The sequence below is a fragment of the Photobacterium makurazakiensis genome (assembly GCF_050336715.1).
Lineage (GTDB): Bacteria > Pseudomonadota > Gammaproteobacteria > Enterobacterales > Vibrionaceae > Photobacterium > Photobacterium makurazakiensis.
In genome coordinates this window covers 202143-226481 of the sequence record NZ_JAKJSJ010000010.1, presented here as the reverse complement: position 1 = coordinate 226481, position 24339 = coordinate 202143, and the positions used below count along the sequence as shown (strand labels likewise).

The window sequence follows — 24339 nt, the reverse complement described above, 5'->3', positions numbered from 1 at the left end:
ATAAATTGGCGGTAAATTTGCCCATTTGATAATTGGCTGTTTTAAAATCGATTAGTAGTGGTAATCACTCGGTAAGTTAGACGCTTCTTTCGATAATACGGGCTTTTTACCCAGCCCTTTACGGTACTGCTTAAGTTGGAAGATATAAGCTAGTACCTGAGCAACTGCACTGAACAAACCATCTGGAATTTGTTGCTCAAGCTCTGCCGTGTGATAAAGCGCACGGGCAAGCGGTGGGGCTGGCACAATATCAATTTGATGTTCGTTGGCTATTTCACGAATTTTAAGCGCCAAAAAGTCTGTCCCCTTAGCGACAACAACCGGTGCTGAGTCTTTGTCAGGGTCGTAACGCAGTGCAACCGAGAAATGTTCTGGGTTGGTGATCACAACATCAGCCTGTGGCACATCTGCCATCATCCGTCGCTGTGCCATTTCCCGTTGAAGCATTCGGATCCGGCCTTTCACCTCAGGTTTACCTTCGGTGTCTTTGTACTCATCTTTAATTTCTTGCTTGGTCATTTTTAATTGTTCGTTGTGTTGCCATATTTGATAAGGCACATCAATAGCAACGATCACCAGCAGCGAACTACAAATCAATAGAACGAAGCCTAACAAAATGTCTAAGGCATGAAATAAGTTCTGCGGATAAACTTCAACAGTCAGTTTGAATAGGCTTTCGATGTTAGCGCGCATTAAGAAAAAGGCTACGCCGGCAACGAGTGTTACCTTCAAAATTGATTTGATCAGCTCAACCACACTTTGCTTACCCAGCATTTTTTTAAAGCCGCTAACGGGGTTGATTTTCGACAATTTCGGCATTGCAGCTTCAATGGAAAAACTCACTCCACCAAGCCCTGCCGCTCCCATTAATGCAGCACAAAATAAAAAGACTAAGACCAAAAATAATGGAAAGGCAATGTGCCATATCGACGCCCAAATCAGGGCAAATAAACGGTTAAGATCAAAAATTTCTTCACGGCTGAGTGAAAACATTTGGCTCATGATCTCAGCAAGCCCTCTGCCCAGGTCTCCACCAAACCACATTAGACTAACGGCACCCGCCATTAATACAGCAACAGAAGCTAATTCTCTTGAACGCGGTACTTGCCCCTTTTCCCGCGCCTGCTTTAGCCTTCGGGGCGTGGCGTCTTCGGTACGTTCTTGACCGTCAGACTCTGCCATTAGCAGTCCACCCTGATCAGGCTACAGATCTGGCCAAAGCCGAGACCCCAGCTGTATTCATATTGCGGAATGATACTCGCGACCAAAAACCAACTGATCAGAAGACCAATCAACAGCGCAAATGAGAAACCCAAAGAAAAGATATTCAACTGTGGTGCTGCACGCGTCATCACCCCGAAAGACAAGTTCACCGTTAACAACGCAATGATCCCAGCCAGAGCCATGTTTAGCCCCATTTTAAACATCAAACCGAGCCAACCTGCTAGCTGATAATAATCGGTGGGACGTAGCATCGACTCGCCTATCGGCAAGGTTGTAAAGCTTAACACCACTAGGTTCAGCATCGTGAGGTGGCCGTCGGAGGCCAAAAACAACATTAGCGCTAACATCATGTATAGCTGGCCGAGTACAGGGGTGTTCTGGCCATTCGCAGGGTCAACCATCGAGGCAAAACCCAGACTCGATTGCATACCAAGGATCTGTCCAAGTAGCACAAAAACCTGCGTAACAAACTGCGTCACCAACCCCATTGCGACACCGATAATCACTTGCTGCCCTGTAATGATAAAACCCGAGAGCGAAAGCAACTCGATCTCTTGGGGAACCGCTGGCAACATCGGCATAACAGCAAATGTCACTGTAAGAGAAAGATACAGCCGTATTTTCGGTGACACAAAACGCGCACCAAAGAATGTCATGACCATCATCATTGAGGAGATGCGAGTCAATGGCCAAAAGTAGTTAGCAATCCAATCGAGCAAGAATGCTGAAGTGACATTCATTGATGGTTAACTCTCATCAATATAACAACTGTGGGATCTGTTCAATGATCCGGTGAAAGTAATCTATCAACATCTGAGTCATCATGTGGCCGAAAAACATCAATGCCAATAAGGTCACGATCAAACGCGGTAGGAAACTTAATGTCTGCTCATTTATCGAGGTTGCGGCCTGAAATACAGCCACTACTAAACCAATCAACAAGCCAGGGATCACGATAGCACACACCATCAGTAAGACCATGAACAACGCATCTTGGAATATTTCGACAAACGCTTCAGGGGTCATGTGCCAAAACTCCCCGCTAAGGTTGATAGGATTAAGTTCCACCCATCAACAAGAACAAATAACATCAACTTGAAGGGCAGCGAAACAATCATAGGTGATAACATCATCATACCCATCGCCATCAATACTGAAGCCACCACCAAGTCGATAACCAAAAATGGTAAAAACAGCATAAAGCCAATTTGGAAGGCTGTTTTTAATTCAGAGGTAATGAACGCAGGGATCAGCACTGTCATGGCGACATCTTGTGGATCGGTTGCTGTCGAGCCTGACATGTTCACAAAGCTTTCAAGATCTTTCACGCGTGTCTGCTTTAGCATAAATTGGCGTAATGGTTCTTGTGCCTGTTCTAACGCTTCGGGCGCGGTGATCTGCTCATTGATATACGGCTGTACCGCGTGAGTATTGATCTGATCAAGTACTGGCGACATGATAAAAAATGTCATGAACATCGCAATACCAATGATCACTTGGTTTGACGGGGTTTGTTGTAAACCCATCGCTTGCCTGAGGATCGACATAACCACGACAATGCGGGTAAACGATGTCATCAAAATAACTATCGCAGGCAAGAAACCCAGCGCTGTCATCAACGCAAGGATCTGTAAGGTTATCGAATAGTCTTCACTGCCATCGGGGTTAACCGTTACAGAAAAGGCTGGGATACCTCCCCCCGTGCCTTTGGCCGTCACCAGTTGGGTAGCACCGCCTTCACTTTGCATTTCGCTGACGGTGACACTGCTAGCCGCTGCGGTTTCAGCCATGACTGGTAACGTTAGCAAGAGGCTAACTGCCACCAATATGGCGGCAATAACACTATTTCTTATCATCTTTTTTCAGTAATTTGCCCAGTTGGTTCGCAAATTCTTGCCCACCAGACACCTCATCCATGGATAGCGGTTGATCCAATTTACCCAATAGTGAAATATTTTGCTGAGTCACTCCAACTAACATTTGCTCATCACCAACCTGTAGCAAAACAATACGTTCACGCTGACCAACTGGCAGTTGGCGCAATACTCGAAGCGAAGAGTCATTGCTCTGCACGCCCGGAAATTTCATTCGTTTCAACAGCCATGCCAAAAACAAAATAACAGCCACAACTAACACCAGCGACGCCACTGTTGAAGCTATATTAAGGTTGGGCGCTGATGTAGCTGACGATGCCGATGTTGCTGGAAATGACAGAAAACCAAACAGCGTGACAAGCAACACCATTGGTTGCTTGATAAAGGAAGACAGCTTAAAAAAAGAAGACAAAATCATTAACGTTATTCACTTAAGGTAAATCGCACTAGCGCAGTTTTTTAATACGTTCGGTTTGACTGATCACATCCGTTAAGCGAATACCAAACTTGTCATTCACCACAACCACTTCACCGTGTGCAATCAAGGTGCCATTTACCATCACATCCAGAGATTCACCTGCCACCCGATCAAGCTCAACCACCGAACCTTGGTTCAGTTGAAGTAAGTTACGGATACTAATTTGGGTACGGCCGACTTCCATTGAGATAGTTACCGGAATATCCATGATAGTATCAAGCTTACGACGCTCATCGTCACTGAACGGTGTAGACTCATCAGTGAGTTCTTCCAATGGCGCAGGCTGCACACTTTCGTCAATCGCTTGCTCGGCAAGTGCCGCGGCCCAGTCATCAGCAATTTGTTGGTCATTCTGAGACATTTTTTTACCTACCTATCATCTTCATCACTGTGAATATTCAACAGTGCAGTACCTAATTCATCACGATCTAGAAAAGCTAAATCACTTTTCACCATATCTGGTCGCTTCAGTTTTTCTGATATTTTCAAGGCAATGTTATCGCCCGATTTACCCATCTTGGCACGATATGTGGGTAAGTCTTCAACAAACACAGTCGCGGCTTCAGGCATATCAATTGGGATCACATCGCCAGGTTGTAGCTCCATCAAGTCACGCAACGACAGCTCAACATCGAGTAACTTGGCGCGCATATTCACCGGCACATCCATGATTTCATCACGAAGTGCTTTGCTCCAACGTACATCAGTATCCATTTTGTCACTTTGGACACCCGCATCAAGTAACTCGCGAATAGGCTCGACCATGGAATATGGCATCACCACATGAAAATCACCGCCCCCACCATCGACTTCAATGTGGAATGAGCTAACGACAATCACTTCCGTTGGGCTAACAATGTTTGCCATGGTCGGGTTCACTTCTGAGTCGAGATATTCAAACTCAACGCCCATTACTGGCGACCACGCTTCACGGTAATCTTCAAAAACCAGCTTCAGCAACATCTGAACAATACGTCGCTCTGTCGGAGTAAATTCACGTCCTTCAATCTTGGCATGAAAACGTCCGTCACCACCAAAGAAGTTCTCGACCAAGATAAACACTAAGCGTGCTTCCATGGTGATCAACGCGGTACCTTTTAATGGCCGGAAGCGCACCATGTTCAAACTGGTTGGTACATACAGGGTATTTTGATACTCACCAAATTTGAGCATCTGTACCCCGTTAATAGAAACCTCTGCCGTTTTTCGCAGCATATTAAATAGGCTGATCCGCATATGACGCGCAAAGCGTTCATTGATCAGCTCAAGCGTGGGCATTCGCCCACGCACAATCCGGTCTTGCGATGAAAAATCAAATGATATGACGCCCGACTCATTTTGGCCGCCATCATCGTCATCTTCTACGTCATCAACACCATGTAAGAGGGCATCAATTTCGTCTTGGGTTAATAAGTCACTCACATTAAACCTATTGCATTACAAAACCAGTGAATAGTACCCGTTCAACAACTTGCTGACCCGTTACTTTCATCATTGTACTCTGTACAGCTGACAATGCCTGCTGTCGTAGATCAATCCGCCCATTTGGGGTACGTAGCTGTTCAACAGTTGCCGCACCAAACGTTTGCAGCAAAGTACTTTCAATCAACGGAATATGCTGATTAGCCGATGCTTCATTACTATCACCCCGTACCATCAGTTGTACTTTGACCTGAACCAATCGATCTCGATGATCGCCTGTTACATTAAAGATAAATGGCTGAGGCAAGATGACATAATATGCAGGTGATTCAGCCACTGATGCTGATGCGCTCTGCGCTTCGGCAGTTTCAATATTACTGCTGTCATCCCCCAACATGAACCATGCCGCAACTCCCCCACCAGCAAGTAAGAGGACGGCTACAAGACTAATGATGATGAGTTTTTTTTTGCTTCCGCCGTTGTCTTCATCTGCCATTTAGGGTTATTCCTTTCGCTATTCTATTTTTTAACCTAACCAGTTTAACAGAGTTAAACATTAGGCATAATAATCAACGCCATCTTTAGGTTGAGAGACCCATAATTCATTCGCTTCAGCACCTTGGAAATCATCATCGCTTCCAATTTGGTTCGCTGAACGTTGGCCGTTACTATCATTACCGGCTTGCTGACCTCGCGAGTCCTGCTGTCCAGTAAACTGACGACTGCCATCTTGTTGTACCGAACTTTGCGTAAGCTGCAGTCCTTGCTGGTTCAATAGTTCACGTAACCTTGGCATTGCTTGCTCTACCAAATCACGTGTTTGCTGATTTCCAACGGTGAACTGCACCGTCGCTTGGTCGTTATTCATCGAGAGTTTAATTTGAAGCTTTCCTAACTCCGGCGGATCTAGGCGTATATCAACATGCTTCAAATTTTTAGATAGCATCATCTGCATCCGCTCCGCAAGCTGTTCACTGGCTTGCTCTTTATTGAGCGGTAAAGGTGACTGTGGTGTCACTGCTGCTTGCTCTGTCACTCGCTGAAGCAATTGCTGAGTGGAAGCAGTACTTGTCGACGCTGTTTGTTGAGCTGATTGCTCCTGGCCTGACTGATCTTGCTCAGCTAACCCTGCTGATGCCAGCGTTTTACCAACCAATTCATCGGCTGTCATTTGAGCGTTGGTAACGACTTGTTCACTACCACTCTGCTCCTGTGCAGCAACGGCGGCTGCCATCGGTGTCATTGCTTGAGCATGGCTGGTTGACTGCTGCCCAGTCGCCGCATCTGACGCGAGTGGAATGGCGCTCGTCACTGATGCACCAGTCAATGTTTGAGCTTTTATGTCTCGCACTGTTTGCTCAGGGTGCTTTGCAAGCTCCCCACTGGCTACCACTTTATTTTCAGAGGCTTTATCGATAGCGGCTACATCTGTATGGACTTTGTCACCATTAATAGCAACAGCTCCACCGTAGATCCCAGCATCAATACTATCGGTAGTGGTACTTGCTTCGGAGCCTTCGGGCATATTATCGGTAGAGTGAATAGCCGTTGTATCCACTGGCTGCTGAGCAAATACTTGTGCCAACTGGTCATCAGTTAAGCCTTGCTGCTCAGTCGTCATTTGTGGTGTGTGAGTCGCTTGAGAAACAGAAAGCTCTTGGGGCTGTTCAGGCGGCAAAGAGTTGCCAGTCAATAAAGAAGTAACGTCCTCAGACTGGGCATGCGTTTCAGTATCAGCCTTATTATTGACTGAGGTTTGCTTTGAAGGAGAATCACCGTTCAATTGCTGATTCGCAGCCGTCAATCGGTTTAGCAGCTCTTCTCCTTCGTTCATCGCTTGTTCTTTGCTTTCTGGCTTCGAGTTCACATGGCTTTGTGCTGCAACAGCTTGACTGCCACTTTTAATTTCATTTTCGCCCTTCACTGCCTTCGGCTCAGGCTGAATAGCGGTACGAGCAGCTTCAGTATTGCCACTAGTACTATCTTGTTGATGCTTAGATGATTTCACATCGTCACCACCAACAGATTTCACACTTGCTGCACCTGTTGCGGTATCGGTTGAGCTGGTGATTTTTTCTGAAGGTAGGGGTTTCTCAGTCGTTTGAGGTTTATCTGCCGCAGTGCCAACCGCTCCCTGTAATTTTTTCGAGAACTCAGCAGGCTTACCCTCAACAGTATCATTCTTAGGCAATACTGTTTTACTGGTAGTCGCAGCCGAAGGACTTACTGCCCCTTTAGATGGTATTGGTTCGGCTGTTAATAGACGGGATGAAAGCATACTGGCCCTTGTTGAAAAACACTGAAGTCATCGCTATCAATGCAAGAATCACACCACTTATGTGCCTCATTGATAATGTTAATACTATTTCTAGCTGGCCTATCTTCACCGCGACAGTTAGCGATTGATACTTGTATTCATTCGACGGGCAAACTGTAGGGTTGCAAATTCATCCATCATTTTCTGCTCTTGTCGGTCGAGGTGTTGCTGGCGTTCTGTTTTTTTCTTTTCTAATAGCCACTCGATCGAGCGGCGTTTCTTGCGCACTTCATTCCAGTGTTCACTGCATTGCTCAATCTGCTGTTCAAACTGAAGGCCCGCCGCCTTTTGCTTAACCAAGGTTTCATCCAGCTGGTTAAGAAATTTTTGCAAATGACCGTACGCACTGGCGGTTAAACCTTCCTGGCCCCGCACTGATAGTTGCTTACAGTAATCAAGACGGTATTGCTCAATCTGTTGCAATTGCTGCAGGTAGTTTTGGTGTTCAATACGTGCTTGGTTCAGCGCCAAAGAGGCTTTATGCTCGTCATCTCGAGTACGCTCGAGGATCAATTCAAGGGCTTCATCTGCCATAAGTCACTTTCCTCCTCTAACGTTTATGCTTATTAACCACCTAGGATCGAACGCAACATATTCACGCACATATCATAAGGCACTGTTTCTTTCATCGATTGCTGTAGGTAGCCATCTAACCTTGGTTTAAAGGTAAACGCCTGATCGATTCCCTGATCCGTACCGGGCTTATACGCCCCTATCGACACTAAATCTTGGTTTTTTCGACAAATGGATAATATTTGACGCACCGCTTTTGACATCAACATGTGCTCTTCGCTGACAATAGCAGGCATGACTCGACTTACAGAGCGCTCAACATCGATCGCAGGATAATGACCGGCATCCGCCATTTCCCGTGACAGCACAATATGGCCATCAAGGATTGCTCGAGAGGCATCTGCTATCGGGTCTTGTAGATCATCACCTTCGGTTAACACCGTAAAAAATGCGGTTATTGATCCTTGGTGTTCTCCGCCATTACCCGCGCGCTCAACCAAAGCCGGTAATTTAGCAAACACCGACGGTGGATAACCCTTCGTTGCAGGTGGCTCACCAACAGACAGGGCGATTTCTCGCTGCGCTTGGGCAAAACGCGTTAACGAGTCCATAAGGAGTAGAACATCTAACCCTTTGTCCCGAAAATACTCGGCAACGGTCAAAGCCGTTTGACACCCTTTCAAACGCATCAACGGCGAGGCATCAGCCGGTGCTGCGATTACCACGGCACGCTGACGACCTTCAGCACCGAGGCTTTCATCAATAAATTCTTTTACTTCACGCCCACGCTCACCAATCAAGCCTACCACCACAACTTGTGCTGTGGTGCCACGGGTCATCATACCCAGCGTGACCGATTTACCGACACCGGAACCGGCGAAGAGACCAATTCGTTGCCCTTTACCCACGGTTAATAACCCGTTTATCGCTTTCAGGCCAACATCTAGAGGCTCTTTAATCGGCTTTCTGGCTAAAGGGTTAATGGGTTCAGCATTAAATGAAGCACGGTCTGCAGTATAAATGGGACCTAGACCGTCAAGCGGGTTACCAACACCATCAATGACCCGACCTAGGAGCTCCATGCCGACAGAAAGGCCACTGGCTTGTAAAACGGGGGTCACTTTTGCCCCTGGCATAACACCTGTAAGTTGCTCGCTGGGCATCAGAAACAGCGTTTCACCGGAAAAGCCAACGACTTCGGCTTCCATCTCGCCATTAAGCGTTTCAACTTTGCATGAGCTACCTACAGGGGCTCGGCAACCAACGGCTTCAAGCGTGAGGCCGACGACTCTGACCAAGCGACCTGAAGCAACTGGACGACAAGCTGTATTTTGAGTTTGATAGCGTGAGAGGCGCTGTGCCAAGGCTGCCATTACTGGCCTCCGGCTGGCAACTGGCTATTGATACCGCTGAACTGCGCAAGTAGGTGGCGAATTCTGTCTTCGAGCTGATAGTCCACACTGGAGTCACCAGACTGAACATGTAAATCGCCCCGATTCATGGCAGGCTCAACCTGTAACGTCCATTGGCGCTCAGCGAGGTTCTCTTCACCGTATGCTTCTTTTACCAAAGTCAGATCATCCGGGTGAAGACTGATTTTGACTTGCTGGGTTGCAATCGGCAACGCGGCTACTACTTCTCGTACGGTGTTCAAGATAACCTGAGGGTTAGTCTGAACTTCAACCCGAATAAGCTCACGAGCGAGTGCAGTGGTAAGCTGAATTAACTGCCCTTCAACCTCTGCATCCACCTGCTGTAATGGCGTCGCCACTTTTTCGACAAGCTGAGTAAGGAAACCCACTTGTTCATCAATTCGTTGCTGGCCTTGCTCAAGACCTTGTGCCAATCCTTGCTCAAGCCCTTGCGCCAAACCTTGCTCAAGCCCTTGTGCTAAGCCTTGTTCAAGCCCTTCTTGATGGCCTGTTGCACGCCCTTCGACCAGCCCTTCATCATAAGCCGATTGTCGAATTTCGTCTAAATCCGCCGCCGTTAAAGGCGGAGGGCCTTGCTCTTCTTCTTCCTCAATCGGCTGGGCTTGCCATTGCGGATCATAGTTAAGTGCATTGTCGGCAACTTCGTTAAGGTCGTCACTGTAATCAGGGTACGCCCACCGCTCAAGCTCTTCAGCTTGATGCTCTGCGACCCGCATAAAACCACGTCGGCGTTCAGTTGACATAACGCACCTGTGGCAAGATCTGCAACGAGTTCACAACCACAATGAGAGACTTATAAAAATTCATCGGCACCGCCTCCCGTCAGCATTAGCTCACCAGAGTCTGACAAGCGACGTGCGATAGAGAGAATTTCTTTTTGCGCCGCTTCTACATCTGCCACTCGAATCGGCCCCATGGCTTCAAGATCGTCTTGCAGCATTTCAGCCGCACGCTTCGACATATTGCGGAGAATCTTTTCACGCAGAAGATCGTCAGCACCTTTAAGGGCTTTCTGCAGCAGATCTTGTGGCACATCACGTAGCAAGGTTTGAATACCGCGATCGTCCACTTCGGCAAGGTTATCGAAGACAAACATCAGATCTTCAATCTGAGTCGCCATGTCTTCGTCATTCTCGCGAATATTATCCATCAATAGCCCTTCGACGTTGTTGTCGAGGTAGTTCATGATTTCAGCAGCAGCCTTCAGGCCACCAATCTTCGCCGCTTGTGCACCCGCCTGACCAGCAAACTGTTTCTCCATGATATCATTCAGCTCATGAAGTGCTGCTGGTTGAACTTCCTCTAGGTTCGCGATACGCATCATCAAGTCGAGACGAACGCGTTCTGGGAATTGCGCAAGGATTTCAGCGGATTGTTCAGGCTCAAGGTAAGATAGAACAATGGTCTGAATTTGAGGGTGCTCGTTCAGGATGATACTGGCCACCTGACGAGGATCCATCCACTTCAATGAATCAAGACCACGAGAACCACTTCCCATTAGGATCTGATCTACCAAGTTATTGGCTTTATCTTCACCTAGGGCTGCCACCAGCGTATTACGGACAAAGTCTTCACTGCCCATGCCAATACTGGTGTACTTTTGGATATCTTCGAGAAAGTGGCGATGAACACCAGACACTTTTTCTTGATTAAGGTCGGCCATCGCTGCCATAACACCACCGACTCGCTGAACCTGCTTAGGTTCGAGGTGACGAATAATACTGGCAGCATCTTGCTCGCTTAAGCTCAGCAATAAAATAGCCGCTTTGTCAGCACCTGACAGGGTGCTGACATCGAATTTCTTTTCTTCCGTGGTTGCAACTTCATTAGCCATCTTCGTTTACCCAACTTTTCACGACCTGAGCGGCCAGATCCGGCTCATTGGCCACAAGGGCACGGACGGCTTTCAGTAAATCTTCATCTTTATGTAAGTTTGGTAAGTCCAAACTGCTACTACTTAACTCTAAGCTATCGGCGCCATCAAGCTCGGCACCAATCAGATCAATGCTATCACTGTCACCCGCTAGCATTGGTAGGCCATTTTCATCCAACGGCGTACCATCTGAAGCCTGATTCGGATAAAGGAGTTTGCGCATTGCTGGGCGAACCAATACCAGCATCACCACAATAATCACTAAGGTTGCTGCAAGCCAACGAACCCAGGTATTAAAGTTAGGGTGTTCCCAGATAGGTAACTCAGCAATGAGTTGCTCTTCTGGTATAGCAAACGGTACTGAAATCACCTCTAGCATATCGCCCCGCACTTGCGAGAAGCCAACACCACCCATGAGCAATCGGGTAATTTTAGCGAGTTCAGCCTCACTAACAGGAACACGGGTCATTTCACCCGTTTCTGGGTTCATGACTTGCTTATAGTCAATTGCTACTGAAACAGTTTGGCGATCAACAGTCCCCGTTTGGGCGCGACGGTGCCGGATCGTAGTATCAAGCTCAAAGTTACGCGTTGCTTCTCGGTGAACCGACCCGTTATTCGAGCCCGTCCCAGCTTGTAAATCGGCAATATCTTGCGGTATTGAACTATCGGCTGGCGGCTGATTACTCAAGGCACCAGGTATGCCCGCCACAAGGTTACCGTTATTGTAATCTTCTAGCGTGTATTCACTGCGTGTTGCCGGTGTATTAGGATCGTACTGCTTACGCGTTTCTTCTACCGCGCTAAAGTCCATTGATACATTGACCTGCGACGTATAATTACCCAACCCTAAAACCGGAATTAGAATCGCATCAATTTTCTCTCTGAGCGCCTGCTCTTGCTTACGCTCTAATTCATACTCTTTACGCCGTGCCGTTGCACTTGGGTCTGCCGTACCTGAGCTTAATAAGCGCCCATGTTGGTCGGTAACGGTGACGCGTGTTGGTTTTAGCGTGGGTACGGCTGTTGCGACCATATCAACAATAGAATCAACTTCTTGCTGCCCAAGCGCAGCGCCTGTGCCCAAAGTAAGAAATACTGTCGCACTCGCTTCTTGGTTTTGACGAACAAACACGCTTTGTTTTGGCATCGCCAGTAAAACCTGTGCCTGTCTGACCTGACGGATTTGCTCTATTGCCCGTGCAAGCTGACGCTCACGGCTGAGTTTCAAACGCTCACTTTCAAGTCGTTGCGATACACCAAAACCCATGTCTTGCAAAAGAATGTCATCGCCATGAGCAACACTGCTGTTTAACCCTGCGCGCGTCAGCTCTAACTTAACCGAAGAAAAGTTATCGGAAGGGACACGGATAGTATTGCCATCAAGGTTATAGGGGATTTTTTTCTGGTCAAAATGGTCAAGGATCGGAATAAGCTCAGCCGTTTCAAACGTGCCAAGCGGACGCATTTCTGGCTCTTTAATCCAGGATATGACAAGAACAATTAATGCCACACAAATAGCCACAGACAACACCAAAATAACTTGGCGTAGCAAATCGAGATTGCCCAGCATGCTATCTACACGTGAGGCACTCTTTTCTTCTGCGTCTGGGTTTTGTAGCTCGAGTTCACTGTCAGTGACAACGGGAGAAGGCGCGTTGCCTGCTACCGATAGCTCATTGTTTGTTGATGCTTCCGACACTCAATAATTCCTGACTTAAACTGGCATATTCATTAATTCTTTGTACGCATCGACCATTTTATTACGTACTTGGACAGTGGCTTCGAAAGCCACACTCGACTTGTTTCTGGCAATCATTACATCCGACAACGATACACTGCGATCACCTTGATCAAACCGTGTGGCTATCTCACTTGACTGCGACTGCAATCCATTGACCGACTTAATTGCATCACCAAGTACAGCACCAAAATCAGCACTTACTTGTTGCCCAGTAGCAGGACGTGAAGCATTTTGAGCCTCTAGCATCATTGCCTGTAACTCAGTTTGTAATCCATTTACCTTCATCACATGCTCCAGACTGTCAAAAAAGTGTCAGTTAATAAATATCGGCTTATTGATAAATAACAGTATGCCGTAAAATAATACGTCTTGTGGCGATCAAACTGGGATATCAATTCCAGCATCACGCATTTTTGCTAATTTATAGCGCAGTGTTCTTGGACTAATACCCAATTTTTCAGCCACATCTTTACGCCGCCCTTCACAGGCGCGAATAGTGTCTAGAATAATGGAAAACTCTTGTTCTCGCAGCTCATTTCCTAACCCTTCTGTCGCTGTCGGCTGTGCGGTCCCTTTTTCGGTTTCATAAACGGGGGCGATATGGGGTGTTACCGTAGTTTCAACAACACTTTGCAAGCTACCAGCATCAAGCCAATCAAGCCCTTCGAGTAAGATATGTTCAGCCCGAATCTGAGAGGAATCACAAAGAATTAGTGCGCGCTGGATAACATTATCAAGTTCACGCACATTGCCAGGCCAGCTATATTGCATCAACTTACTTAATGCGCCAGCCTCTAGTGCTGGGACTGGCAGCCCTTGCTTCATGCAATGGCGCTCGATTAAGTATGTGGCTAGTGGGGCAATATCGCCTGCTCGCTCTGCCAATGCTGGCCAAGTTAATGGAAAAACATTTAAACGGTAATACAGATCTTCGCGAAAGTGCCCTTCCGTTACGTATTGCTTCAAGTCACGGTTACTGGTTGCCAATACGCGTACATCTAGTTTGATACTTTTCCTGCTGCCAAGACGCTCCACTTCGCGCTCTTGCAGCACTCGAAGAAGTTTGGCTTGAAGGCTTAAATCCATCTCACTGATTTCATCAAGCAAGATAGTACCACCTTGCGCTTGCTCGAATTTCCCCGGGCAAGCTTGAACAGCCCCTGTAAACGCTCCCTTCTCATAACCAAACAAGGTCGCTTCCAGCATGTTATCAGGAATTGCAGCACAGTTAATCGCCACAAATGGCCCATCATGACGATTAGAGTGGGTGTGAATATAACGTGACATCACTTCTTTGCCTGAGCCACTTGGCCCAAGCACCATCACACTGGCATCCGTTTTAGCCACTTTTTCTGCCAGCGCCAATAATTTCAACGATTTCGCATCTGCCGCAATCGCTTGTCCCGATTCCGTTTTCACTGGGGCATAACGACTAACCATATTTAACAGTACTTCTGGTGCGAAAGGTTTTGCCATATAGTCGATGGCGCCCTCTTTCATGGCAGAAACCGCATCTTCAATATTGGCATACGCTGTCATTAACAACACAGGCAGCTTAGGCCAGTGCTGTTTAATGCTGCGTAGCAACCCTAAGCCGTCCATCCCTGCCATCTGGACATCAGAAACCACAATATCAACCGATTCAGATTTTAATATTAATAATGCTTGCTCAGCACTTTCGGCCTCTAACCACTGGTAACCCGCCAATGCAAGGGTATCAACCAATGCTTCGCGAAGCCCTTCATCATCCTCGACAACTAATACGCGGCTCTGATTCATTATTTACTCCAAATATTGTTCTTATTATTTAACCGTTGTTAGGGCGTTAATCGTTGTTTGTTTTTTGCTCTGCCAATGGTAATACCACGGTAAAGCATGCCCCTTTGCCAAGTTCTGACTCTAGCGTTAAACGCCCTTTGTGGGCGTTCACAACCGTTTGAACAACCGCAAGGCCAAGCCCAGTTCCTTGCTGGCGTGTTGTATAAAATGGTTCGAATATTTTTTGCTGCATATCAGCGGCAATACCAGGCCCGTTATCAATGACAGTAATGCACACACTGCTGTCTTGAATCATGGCTTTTAAAGCGACTTTGCACTGTTTACCTGACATTTGAATCGCATTGCCAATTAAATTGCTCAGCGCACTCGCCAGTGCATTCGCATTACCTAAAATTTCTTGTTCTTCGTCGTCACAATCAATACTGAAATCAACTTGGCTGGTCATCACTTGTGTTTCGACCATGGCTTCTAGCTCATTCAGCAGCATTTCAAGGCTAAATCGTTCCACCACTTTGTTGTCGCCACCTTTGGCAAACAACAGCATGTCATTCACTTGCTTTTCTAAATCGTGGAGCCTGTCGACCAATTTAGTTTGAAAGCGCTCCCGAGTAACCGTATTAAGGTTTGGAGAGCCTAAATTTGCGGCGTACAGCATAGCGCTTGATAAGGGTGTTCTGACTTGATGAGCTAATGACGCAACCATTCGACCCAGAGATGACAAGCGTTGCATTTCACTGATCCGTGATTGCAAAAGACGCGTTTCTGTCATGTCTGTCATAAAAATCAGCTGACCACTTTCCGAAGCCGAGATCGCCAATTTGACCCGGCGTCCATTTCTCAGTGATACTTCATGCCCATCATCTTCCCGAGGTGAAAATGCACGCTGAATAACCTGAAACCAACGCTCACCATCTAGCGGTTCACCCAGTAAACGATAAGCTTCTGGATTCGCTTCCCGCACAATGCCCGCTGAATCGAGGAATATCACCCCTGACGGCATAACATCGAAAGCTTGTTGGTAGCGACCAACTTGTTGCGCCAGTGTGCCTAGCGAGGTTAGATTTTCACTCATGGGGTACCTGAATAACGCACTAAATAACGATTACCACAGATAGAGGTAAAGCATAATTCATGCCAAAAAAAAACCAATTTTATCAGGCTGTTGGACGAGGGGAAAGAAATTTGACAGCGTCATTGATTTGACGCTGTCGGTATTTACAGTTTAACGCGGCATTTCTTTGCTCAAACCGTATTTGCGCATTTTCTCTACCAATGTCGTGCGGCGCATGCCTAGCATATCAGCAGCTCGAGCTACAACGCCTGACTGGGCTTCCAATGCCTGACGGATCATTTCAATCTCTAATTCCGCCAACATCTCTTTCAGGTTCAAACCTTCTGGCGGTAAGTCATTCATATCGGCGAGTTCATTCGCATCAGCATTATTACTGGCAAACATATCAGCTAACGCTGCTCGCTCCTGATCTTCTACCGATAAGAAGTTATCTTCTGGTTGAAAGTCAGGTAGGTCACTATAGCGATATTTCATCGGTAAATGACTGACATCGACCATCTCGTTCGGATAAAGAATAATTAACCGTTCAACGAGGTTTGCCAGTTCACGGATATTACCCGGCCAATCGTGATCCATTAATGAGGTTATGGCACGCGGCGTAAAGTGTACTGGTTTTGCACCTTCAGCTTCCATCCGTGCGAGTAACTCTTGCAGCAGCAATGGAATGTCTTCAATGCGCTCTCGCAATGCTGGCATTTCTATTGGGAAAACATTTAGCCTATAGTACAAATCTTCACGGAACTGACCATCTTGAATCATGGCCTCTAAATCACAATGAGTGGCCGCGACTATACGTACATTAGTGCTTATTGTCTTGCTGCCACCGACACGTTCAAAGCAACGTTCTTGCAAGACACGCAGCAGCTTAACCTGCATTGAGGTTGGCATATCACCAATTTCATCAAGAAATAGAGTACCGCCTTCTGCAAGCTCAAAACGCCCTTTGCGCGCAGAGATTGCACCGGTAAATGCCCCTTTCTCATGACCAAACAACTCACTTTCAAGTAAGTCTGGCGGAATAGCGCCACAGTTAACCGGGACAAATGGCCCCTTACCGCGTGATGAATGATAGTGAATATTACGCGCAACCACTTCTTTACCCGTACCAGATTCACCCAAGATCAACACACTCGCATCGGTTGCTGATACTTGTTCCATTAAATGGCGAATCTTACTGATCGCATCACTGCGACCAACCATACTGCGAAATAATGTATTTTTACGCCCTAATTGCGGGATTTGAAATGCGTGTTTACCGAGAAACTCTTGGCAGTGACGAAGCGCGTCAGTAAGTTGACCATAATGTAATGGTAATTCTAACGACCCCACATAGTTCGGTAGTTCGGCAAGCTCATCATCATGATTTGCCAGCGCGATTACGGGAATATGGTTATGGATGCGAAGAAAGTCGAGGATGCGACTTAGCAATTTACCGGAAGTGATATTACCCAGTAAACAGGCTCCCCACGCATTTTCCCACAGCGAATGATCGACCTCGTTTGACGACAATACTTCATGTTGTTCACCAACAAAGTTCAGAATGACACTTAGATCGTGGCGATGTTGCTGATCATCATCAATAACAAGGGTTTTAGCTAAAGCTTGCATAGGAAAGATATTGCCTGCCTTTATAGGATTCTTCTTTTGTGGCTTCTATACCAAGCTGGGCATTCCTTAACGGTCGACTTTGACCGAAAAAAAGAATGTCACAGAGAAACAGCAACCAAATAATAAAGACATTGTAATAAAAGCACAGGATAAGGCAACTGGGGACAGCCAAAAGCTGTGACCCCAGTACAAAGGAAAGTAAAAACCGAAACAGTTTGTCACTTTTTAACGCGAGGAGGGCATATAATGTTGCCCCTAACGGTTTAACTCACTAACTGACTAGCCCAGCTGCGTCATATTGTGATATTCAGCAGGAATTTGATCCCACGCTGACTTGATTTCACGCAGCATTTCAATCACATCGTCAATGGGTTCTGAAATGTTTTCCTGATTCGCTTTATAGATCTGCTGGATCATAAAATCATACAAGGCATCAAGGTTTGTCGCGATATCTGCACCATCTTCCATCGATAGGCAGCTGCGCAAACTAATTACGATATCAAGCGCTTTGCCTAAACGCTCACCTTTAACAGCAACCGAACCTTGTTCCATCGCCGCTTTACCTTGGATCAAACGTTCGATCGCTCCGGCCATCAACATTGAAATTACGCGGTGTGGTGATGCCGACGTTAACTGACTATCTACCGAGACTCGCTTGTAAGCCTGTAGAGATCCTCTCATTGCCATTGTTCTAACCTACCGAAATTTATTATAAACCTGCATCGAGCGTTGCCCGTGCTGTAGCCGCTGTACTTGATTTGCCGATCGATCACGATGATGACGGATACGGTCAAGTAACACCGATGTACGTTCTATAGCTTGTTGCCACAGCCTTTTATCAAGGCTTTCTGGCTCAGCCATTAATTGTTGTAAAAGCAACTCACGCTGTGAAAGTAGTGCCTGAAGCTTGTTGGAATCAACCTCTTCTGGCACCGCTAACAGCAACTCAAGTTGCTGATCAATTTGATCTAAGCGTTGCATCTCGACTCCTTTTGCTTAGTAAGATGCTTACGACGGCATCATACTCATCATCGAGCTAAACTGGCCTTTCATTTGCCCCATGGCTCTATCCATGGCGGTAAATTGATCGTGGGTGCGTTTCTGAACGCTTTCCATTCGTCGATCTAATTTAGTTTGTTCACTGTTCAACCGCATATTTTGATCACTAAGGCTATTTTGACGCCCCTTGATACTGCCGGTGATCCCGGTATGCGAGTGAATTAAATCTTCAATTTTTCGGGCAAAGCCATCACGACTTCCGAAAAACTCCCCCACATCGGCAAAGTTTTTCTCTAGTTGGCGATCCAGTATGTCGTAGTCAACTTCAAGACGCCCTTCAAGAGTTGTCATCACACCGAGTTCACTCAAGGTGGTAATCGACTCTGGTGCACCTTCCAACGGTGAAGTAAATGCGGCTCTTAACTGGTTATCAACGGTACGAATTATACTGTCACCGACCAATGGGCCTTTATCTTGTGTTTCAGGATCAAACCTGCCAAGTTCACCTGCAACACTGAAAAATTGGTTATACGCATTTACAAATTGCTCAATCGCTCCGCCGACAGCATTTCGGTCGTAAGCGACATCCACTTTGATGTCTTTACCTGCGCTCCCTTCCTGACTGTCTGATAGAGCCAGTAAGTTCAAGTCGACACCTTTGATTGCATCTTCAATGGTGTTGGTATCGCTGGTAACAACAGCAAGGCCATCAATCAACACACGGGCGTCTTTAGCGGCCTGCATTTGCGTCATCGAGTTAAGGTCGTTATTGGGATTAAAGCCAAATTTTTGCAAGGTACTGGCAAGAGGCGCATCGACCCTGACTTTAATTTGGTTCTGCTCGCCACTTTTATCCGCCGTCAGGACGAGTCGAGCACCAACGTCATCGTTGATCACAGATGCCATCACGCCGGAATTTGAAGGGTGACGGTTAATTAACCGAACAACATCAAGGATCTTGCTTTCATCTTCTGGAATTTCAATGTCAAACATACCGCCTCCTAAAGAGACAGTCATTTTACCGGCACCTAATTTTTGATTTTCATCGAAAGTGCCTGAAACAATTTTATGTGATTGAGCGAGTTGCTCAATGCTGACATTGTACTTACCTGGAATGGCTTCATGATTTGCCGAGGCCGTTAAGGCATCATTATTATCACTGGTCACGGTACGAGCTGAAAGCGTATTATTGCGGCGGAAGTCGGCCATCATGTACTTCATTTCGTCTAACGAACCTTTCAACTTGCCGTAGGCACTGATGCTGACATCAATGCTCTCTCGCTGCTGATTTATTCGCGCTTCTTTCGGTGCTCGCTCTGCATCAACGATGGTGTTAACCATATTATTGATATCAAGACCGGAAGCGGTGGCTGCTGCGCCTATGTTCATTGACTACCTCGAAATACTAGACTTTCGTTGTTACCAACCCCCCCGAATTCGTGGCAAGCCGACGGGATAAAACGAGTAACTCTTCATCGGGAATTTGGCGAACAACATCACCAGTACGCTTGTCATAAATTGTGACAATGTTTTTGCCCGATTCTTCATCGATACGAAAAGCCAGCCCTTTATTTAAGGTTGATCCGACAAATTCTTCGATACGTTCGACCACCTTTTCCAACTCTTCACGTTGCAACTGATGCTGCTGATGTAGCTTTTCAACGTTGGCTGTTTGTTCGATACGGCGAACATCGCCTTGGCTGCTATCGCTACTCGACTTCAAGGCCGGTTGCTGATCGGAGGCGGCAAGGGGTGTCCCTTGAGAATGCCCTACAGGTTTACTAGCAATATTTGTGCCAGGTGAAGATTGGGGTGGGGAACCGGAAGAAAAGGAAGAGGGAGAAGTGCTAACGGGTTTGACGTCCATATTCTCTCACCTTTTAAAGGAAGAACGGCAAGGTAGAGACCTTGCCGTTAATACGAGGGATTAACCTAGTAGGCTTAGTGCCGCTTGCGGCGCCTGTTTTGCTTGAGCCAAGATAGAAGTCGATGCCTGAGATAGGATCTGGTTCTTGGTCATTTCAGTCGTTTCTTTCGCAAAGTCAGTATCACGAATACGGCTGTTCGATGCCGATACGTTTTCATTAACATTGTTCAAGTTATTAATGGTGTGGTTCAAACGGTTCTGAGAAGCACCAAGCTCTGCACGGTTTGAATCAACATACTTCATCGCACCATCAAGTACAGCGACAGCTTGCTGTGAACCACCAACAGAGGTCACATCAATTTGTGCAACTGTTGTGTTTGCTGCAGTACCAGCAATTGATGCATCAACTGCGTTACCGCCAGCATCAGTCATCGCGATAGTACCAGTCGTTACACCAACCGCACCTTCTGAAGAAAATAGTTGTAGCTCACCATCTTCTGAAACTGATGCATTGATTTTATCGTTCTGACCATTGATACGTGTCGCGATTTCTTCGATGTTATCACCAGCAACTAGACCAACGTTTACAGCTGTTGCTGTACCCGCGCTGTCTGTAACACTTAGTTCAATCGCCGTGTCAGCATCAAGTGTTGAGTCAGCTGTTGCCATGTTGGTTGAAACTAATAGGCTACCACCCATTTTAGCTTCATCACCACGGATATTGTTGAAGCTCATTTGTACCGCTTCACCAGAATCTGCACCAACTTGGAACGAACGAGAACCAAACGTACCGTTAAGAAGCTTAGTACCACCAAAAGAGGTAGTTTCTGCAATACGGTTAAGCTCTTGATTCAACGCTGTTACTTCTTGCTGAATTGAGTCACGGTCTTCTTGCGAGTTAGAACCATTAGAAGACTGTAGTGATAGATCACGCATACGTTGTAGAATGTTCGTGGTTTCTTGCATCGAACCTTCTGCTGTTTGTGCCATAGAGATACCGTCATTTGCGTTACGTACTGCAACGTCAAGACCACGGCTCTGTGTCATCAAACGGTTAGAAATCTGTAGACCTGCAGCATCATCTTTTGCGCTGTTGATCTGGCTACCAGTAGCAAGACGCTCCATCGATTTACCAGTAGCTTCGGTCGCTTGACCTAGGTAGCGCTGAGCGGTCATTGCAGAAACGTTAGTGTTTACTGTAACTGCCATAATGTATCTCCTTGTGTAATCAAAATGGCTTGACCAGCCCAGCCGGTAAAACCTTGTTATTCTTTGTACATGGTCTGTAACGGCATGACTTCAGAAACCTTTAAGCTTTTTTTCGATTTTTTTTATCAAGAAAATAAAATGTGATCTAAGTAGCGAAATCAAGTTGCAGGAACACATCTAGCAAAGTCTTCATTAGCCAATATACAGACATAAAAAAACGGCAAAAGGTTGCCCCCTTGCCGTTTAGAAAAACGTCACCGCAGGATTATTGCAATAAGCTCATTGCAGCTTGTGGTACCTGCTTGGCTTGCGCAAGAATAGATGTACTTGCTTGCTGTAGGATTTGGTTTTTCGTCATTTCGGTGGTTTCTTTTGCGAAATCAGTATCACGGATGCGGCTGTTTGATGCCGATACATTTTCAGATACGTTCGCTAGGTTATTGATAGTATGACCTAAACGGTTCTGTTTTGCGCCCAAATCAGCACGCTGGCTATCAATGTATTTCAATGCCGCATCAATAATTGGCACTGCACTTTGTGCACCGCCAACACTTTCAACGTCAATAGATGCCACGGTCACATCTGTCGCCCCAGCAGAAAAATCCAGAGCGGTGGTTGTGCCGTCTTGATTATTCATAACGATATTACCCGTTGCTAAAGCAACTTCACCGCTACCTGAAAATACTTGTAATTGACCGTCTTCATTAACCGAGGCATTAAGTTGGTCATTTTGACCATTAATGCGTGTGGCAATCTCTTCGATGTCATCGCCCGCAACCAGCGTTACATCAACCGTACTGACATTACCCAGCGCATCTGTCACGCTAAATTGGACGGGAGAATCAGCACTAAGCTCTGCGCCTGGCTGAACGGTTGTTGCTGATTGCAGCAAGCTACCACCCATTTTGTGGTGGTCAGCACGGACACTGTCCATACCCATAATGATAGCTTCACCAGAGTCGGCACCAATTTGGAATGCCGCTTCACCAAATGTACCATTCAGTAGTTTGCGGCCACCAAATGCAGTCGTTTCTGCAATACGGTTAAGCTCATCTTGAAGGGCACCCACTTCTTGTTGAATCGCAGCACGATCATCGTCTGAGTTGGCACCATTTGCCGATTGAAGTGACAGATCACGCATACGTTGTAGAATGCTGGTTGATTCCTGCATTGCCCCTTCTGCAGTTTGAGCTATCGAAATACCATCGTTGGCATTTCGCATAGCAACGTTCAAACCACGCGTTTGTGCCACAAGGCGATTAGATATTTGCAGACCTGCAGCGTCATCTTTAGCACTGTTAATCTTACTACCTGTCGACAAACGTTCCATCGAGGTATTCAGATCACTTGTTGCTTTTCCTAAGTAACGCTGCGCAGTCATCGCTGACACATTGGTGTTCACTGTTACAGCCATTTAGATCTCCTTTGACTTTCGCCCACTAAGCGAAACAGCCTAACCGCAACAGTCAATACTAAAGACAGTGAAGCGGGACCAGTTATAAAATAAATAAATCTATCGGCAAAACTGTTGCCATAGTTCGTATAAAGCAAATTATATGCCACAAATAAACAGGCTTTATTTCAACAACTTAGTCTCATACTTATGGCCAAGTAGTGAAACATGGCAACTCGATGCCTATTGCTTTGCATAGTTTGCCGCTTACTATCAATCCTTTGCCTCATTTATTGGCAGGGATATCACTGTTTAACGACCTCCACTTCACTAGATGTAGTTAAACAGGTTTAAATCTTTTGTTTTGGCAAAGGCCTGTTGTGATGCTTGCAAGGCCATCATGTTTTCGTTGAGTTCAATCACTGCGGTCGCATAGTCAAGATCTTCCAATGTGCCTCGCGCTTGGCTCATGACAATTTTAAAGTCTTGGTGCATGTCTTCTTGGCGGTCGAGTGTTTGTAATCGCGTACCAATTTCTGAACGCGTACGGTTAATATGTTTGAACCCTTCAGATAATTCTGCTGCAGCTTGATGCAGTTCTGCCGTCGCCGATGCATCTGATACGTCACTTTCAGACAACTCAATACTGCGGCGGAAGGCGTCAAAGACATTGACGTTTTCTTGGCGTGATAAGTCAATGCTATCGCCGTGCTTAATCTCACCAGCTAATTCAATTTGTAACGTACCAAATTGAATACCTGTGCCAGGATCGAAGGGGGCACTACTTACCATATTGCCATTTTGATATAGCTGGTATGACGTACCAGCCTGTGAAGTTGAAAACTCAACACGGTATGCCGATTGGTCAGCATTATTACTATTGCGTGCTTGCGAGAGCAGGAGTAATGAGCCGCTTTGCAAGTCATAATCGGGTTGATAATCACCATGAGGGTTTGGCACCTCCATAAACAATTTATCCCCCGCGTCATTTACGGGGACTTCAACCGATGGAGCAATCTTCGCCATACGCTGATAGCTATCACCCACGTAACTAACATGACCATTATTATCACGGAAAAAAGGCTGTTTACTGTATTGGTTACCGGCAAAGACAAAGTTACCCGATTCGTCTTTTGCGTTAACCACATTCATGAACGAGTTAAACAAACCTTGCATATCTTGCTTATGGGCAACACGGTCATCGCCAGAAAGCGAACCATTGACCATCATCATTGATTTTCGCTTGGCTTCATCGAGTAAATTTTCGACTTCTGTAATCGCCGTTTCTTCGTTATTCAAACGGTTTCTAGCTAACGTTATCGATCTAACTGACTGATCAATTTGCGTGTTTTGTTGGTCAAAGTTCTGAATATAAATAGAAGAAACGGGATCATCACCGGCAGTAAGCAGACGCTTACCTGATGCCAGCTGCTGTTGATTTTCTGCAACTTTAACCTGCTGACGATTCATATCGTTAGCAACATTTTGGTAATTATGGAAGCTGGAAATACGGCTAATCATGATCGGTCAGTCT

25 protein-coding genes are annotated in these 24339 nt (G+C 46.3%); all 25 read right to left on the bottom strand.

Annotated features, from left to right (window positions below):
* Window positions 1–51: 51 nt before the first annotated feature.
* Entirely contained in the window at window positions 52–1182 is a 1131-nt protein-coding gene (gene flhB, locus L4D09_RS03540; RefSeq protein WP_428456108.1) for a flagellar biosynthesis protein FlhB, read from the bottom strand.
* Window positions 1182–1964: a flagellar biosynthetic protein FliR gene (gene fliR, locus L4D09_RS03535; protein ID WP_428456107.1), complete on the bottom strand. Its 783-nt coding sequence runs from the start codon at window positions 1962–1964 to the stop codon at window positions 1182–1184. Before fliR ends, flhB begins: the two co-directional genes overlap by 1 nt.
* A gap of 16 nt (window positions 1965–1980) precedes the next feature.
* On the bottom strand, window positions 1981–2250 hold the full coding sequence (gene fliQ / locus L4D09_RS03530; RefSeq protein ID WP_428456106.1) for a flagellar biosynthesis protein FliQ: 270 nt from the start codon (window positions 2248–2250) through the stop codon (window positions 1981–1983).
* Window positions 2247–3014, bottom strand: coding sequence for a flagellar type III secretion system pore protein FliP (fliP, locus tag L4D09_RS03525; protein WP_428456143.1), 768 nt, complete (start codon window positions 3012–3014; stop codon window positions 2247–2249). The genes fliQ and fliP overlap by 4 nt, the downstream gene beginning before the upstream one ends.
* Before the next feature lie 52 nt (window positions 3015–3066).
* Window positions 3067–3516 carry a flagellar biosynthetic protein FliO gene (fliO, locus tag L4D09_RS03520; RefSeq protein ID WP_428456105.1) on the bottom strand — a complete coding sequence of 150 codons (450 nt, stop codon included), beginning with the start codon at window positions 3514–3516 and terminating at the stop codon, window positions 3067–3069.
* A gap of 28 nt (window positions 3517–3544) precedes the next feature.
* The gene (gene fliN / locus L4D09_RS03515) at window positions 3545–3937 is read right to left on the bottom strand and encodes a flagellar motor switch protein FliN (protein ID WP_428456104.1); all 393 of its coding nucleotides are present in this window, start codon (window positions 3935–3937) and stop codon (window positions 3545–3547) included.
* An 8-nt stretch (window positions 3938–3945) separates the two neighbouring features.
* Window positions 3946–4998 (bottom strand): flagellar motor switch protein FliM, encoded by a 1053-nt coding sequence (gene fliM, locus L4D09_RS03510; protein ID WP_428456103.1) that lies wholly within the window; start codon window positions 4996–4998, stop codon window positions 3946–3948.
* A gap of 7 nt (window positions 4999–5005) precedes the next feature.
* Window positions 5006–5494, bottom strand: coding sequence for a flagellar basal body-associated protein FliL (fliL, locus tag L4D09_RS03505; RefSeq protein ID WP_428456102.1), 489 nt, complete (start codon window positions 5492–5494; stop codon window positions 5006–5008).
* A 60-nt stretch (window positions 5495–5554) separates the two neighbouring features.
* Window positions 5555–7276, bottom strand: coding sequence for a flagellar hook-length control protein FliK (locus L4D09_RS03500; protein ID WP_428456101.1), 1722 nt, complete (start codon window positions 7274–7276; stop codon window positions 5555–5557).
* A gap of 117 nt (window positions 7277–7393) precedes the next feature.
* Window positions 7394–7849: a flagellar export protein FliJ gene (gene fliJ / locus L4D09_RS03495; RefSeq protein WP_428456100.1), complete on the bottom strand. Its 456-nt coding sequence runs from the start codon at window positions 7847–7849 to the stop codon at window positions 7394–7396.
* Between the two features lie 32 nt (window positions 7850–7881).
* Window positions 7882–9201 (bottom strand): flagellar protein export ATPase FliI, encoded by a 1320-nt coding sequence (fliI, locus tag L4D09_RS03490; protein ID WP_428456099.1) that lies wholly within the window; start codon window positions 9199–9201, stop codon window positions 7882–7884.
* Complete coding sequence (fliH, locus tag L4D09_RS03485) at window positions 9201–10004, bottom strand: flagellar assembly protein FliH (protein WP_428456098.1); 804 nt, start codon at window positions 10002–10004, stop codon at window positions 9201–9203. The genes fliI and fliH overlap by 1 nt, the downstream gene beginning before the upstream one ends.
* A gap of 50 nt (window positions 10005–10054) precedes the next feature.
* On the bottom strand, window positions 10055–11095 hold the full coding sequence (gene fliG, locus L4D09_RS03480) for a flagellar motor switch protein FliG (protein WP_428456097.1): 1041 nt from the start codon (window positions 11093–11095) through the stop codon (window positions 10055–10057).
* Window positions 11088–12836, bottom strand: coding sequence for a flagellar basal-body MS-ring/collar protein FliF (gene fliF, locus L4D09_RS03475; RefSeq protein ID WP_428456096.1), 1749 nt, complete (start codon window positions 12834–12836; stop codon window positions 11088–11090). Before fliF ends, fliG begins: the two co-directional genes overlap by 8 nt.
* A gap of 15 nt (window positions 12837–12851) precedes the next feature.
* Window positions 12852–13163 carry a flagellar hook-basal body complex protein FliE gene (fliE, locus tag L4D09_RS03470; RefSeq protein WP_428456095.1) on the bottom strand — a complete coding sequence of 104 codons (312 nt, stop codon included), beginning with the start codon at window positions 13161–13163 and terminating at the stop codon, window positions 12852–12854.
* Window positions 13164–13256: 93 nt separating this feature from the next.
* Complete coding sequence (locus L4D09_RS03465; RefSeq protein ID WP_428456094.1) at window positions 13257–14657, bottom strand: sigma-54-dependent transcriptional regulator; 1401 nt, start codon at window positions 14655–14657, stop codon at window positions 13257–13259.
* A 46-nt stretch (window positions 14658–14703) separates the two neighbouring features.
* Window positions 14704–15729, bottom strand: coding sequence for a sensor histidine kinase (locus L4D09_RS03460; RefSeq protein WP_428456093.1), 1026 nt, complete (start codon window positions 15727–15729; stop codon window positions 14704–14706).
* A 150-nt stretch (window positions 15730–15879) separates the two neighbouring features.
* The gene (locus tag L4D09_RS03455; RefSeq protein ID WP_428456092.1) at window positions 15880–17337 is read right to left on the bottom strand and encodes a sigma-54 dependent transcriptional regulator; all 1458 of its coding nucleotides are present in this window, start codon (window positions 17335–17337) and stop codon (window positions 15880–15882) included.
* 279 nt (window positions 17338–17616) lie between these two features.
* Window positions 17617–18018, bottom strand: coding sequence for a flagellar export chaperone FliS (gene fliS / locus L4D09_RS03450; RefSeq protein ID WP_428456142.1), 402 nt, complete (start codon window positions 18016–18018; stop codon window positions 17617–17619).
* 15 nt (window positions 18019–18033) lie between these two features.
* Complete coding sequence (locus tag L4D09_RS03445; RefSeq protein WP_428456091.1) at window positions 18034–18318, bottom strand: flagellar rod protein FlaI; 285 nt, start codon at window positions 18316–18318, stop codon at window positions 18034–18036.
* A gap of 27 nt (window positions 18319–18345) precedes the next feature.
* On the bottom strand, window positions 18346–19725 hold the full coding sequence (fliD, locus tag L4D09_RS03440; protein ID WP_428456090.1) for a flagellar filament capping protein FliD: 1380 nt from the start codon (window positions 19723–19725) through the stop codon (window positions 18346–18348).
* Window positions 19726–19741: 16 nt separating this feature from the next.
* Window positions 19742–20203: a flagellar protein FlaG gene (locus tag L4D09_RS03435; protein ID WP_428456089.1), complete on the bottom strand. Its 462-nt coding sequence runs from the start codon at window positions 20201–20203 to the stop codon at window positions 19742–19744.
* A gap of 60 nt (window positions 20204–20263) precedes the next feature.
* Window positions 20264–21412 carry a flagellin gene (locus L4D09_RS03430; RefSeq protein ID WP_428456088.1) on the bottom strand — a complete coding sequence of 383 codons (1149 nt, stop codon included), beginning with the start codon at window positions 21410–21412 and terminating at the stop codon, window positions 20264–20266.
* Between the two features lie 265 nt (window positions 21413–21677).
* Entirely contained in the window at window positions 21678–22826 is a 1149-nt protein-coding gene (locus tag L4D09_RS03425) for a flagellin (RefSeq protein ID WP_428456087.1), read from the bottom strand.
* Window positions 22827–23135: 309 nt separating this feature from the next.
* Window positions 23136–24326: a flagellar hook-associated protein FlgL gene (gene flgL, locus L4D09_RS03420; protein ID WP_428456086.1), complete on the bottom strand. Its 1191-nt coding sequence runs from the start codon at window positions 24324–24326 to the stop codon at window positions 23136–23138.
* Window positions 24327–24339 lie beyond the last annotated feature (13 nt).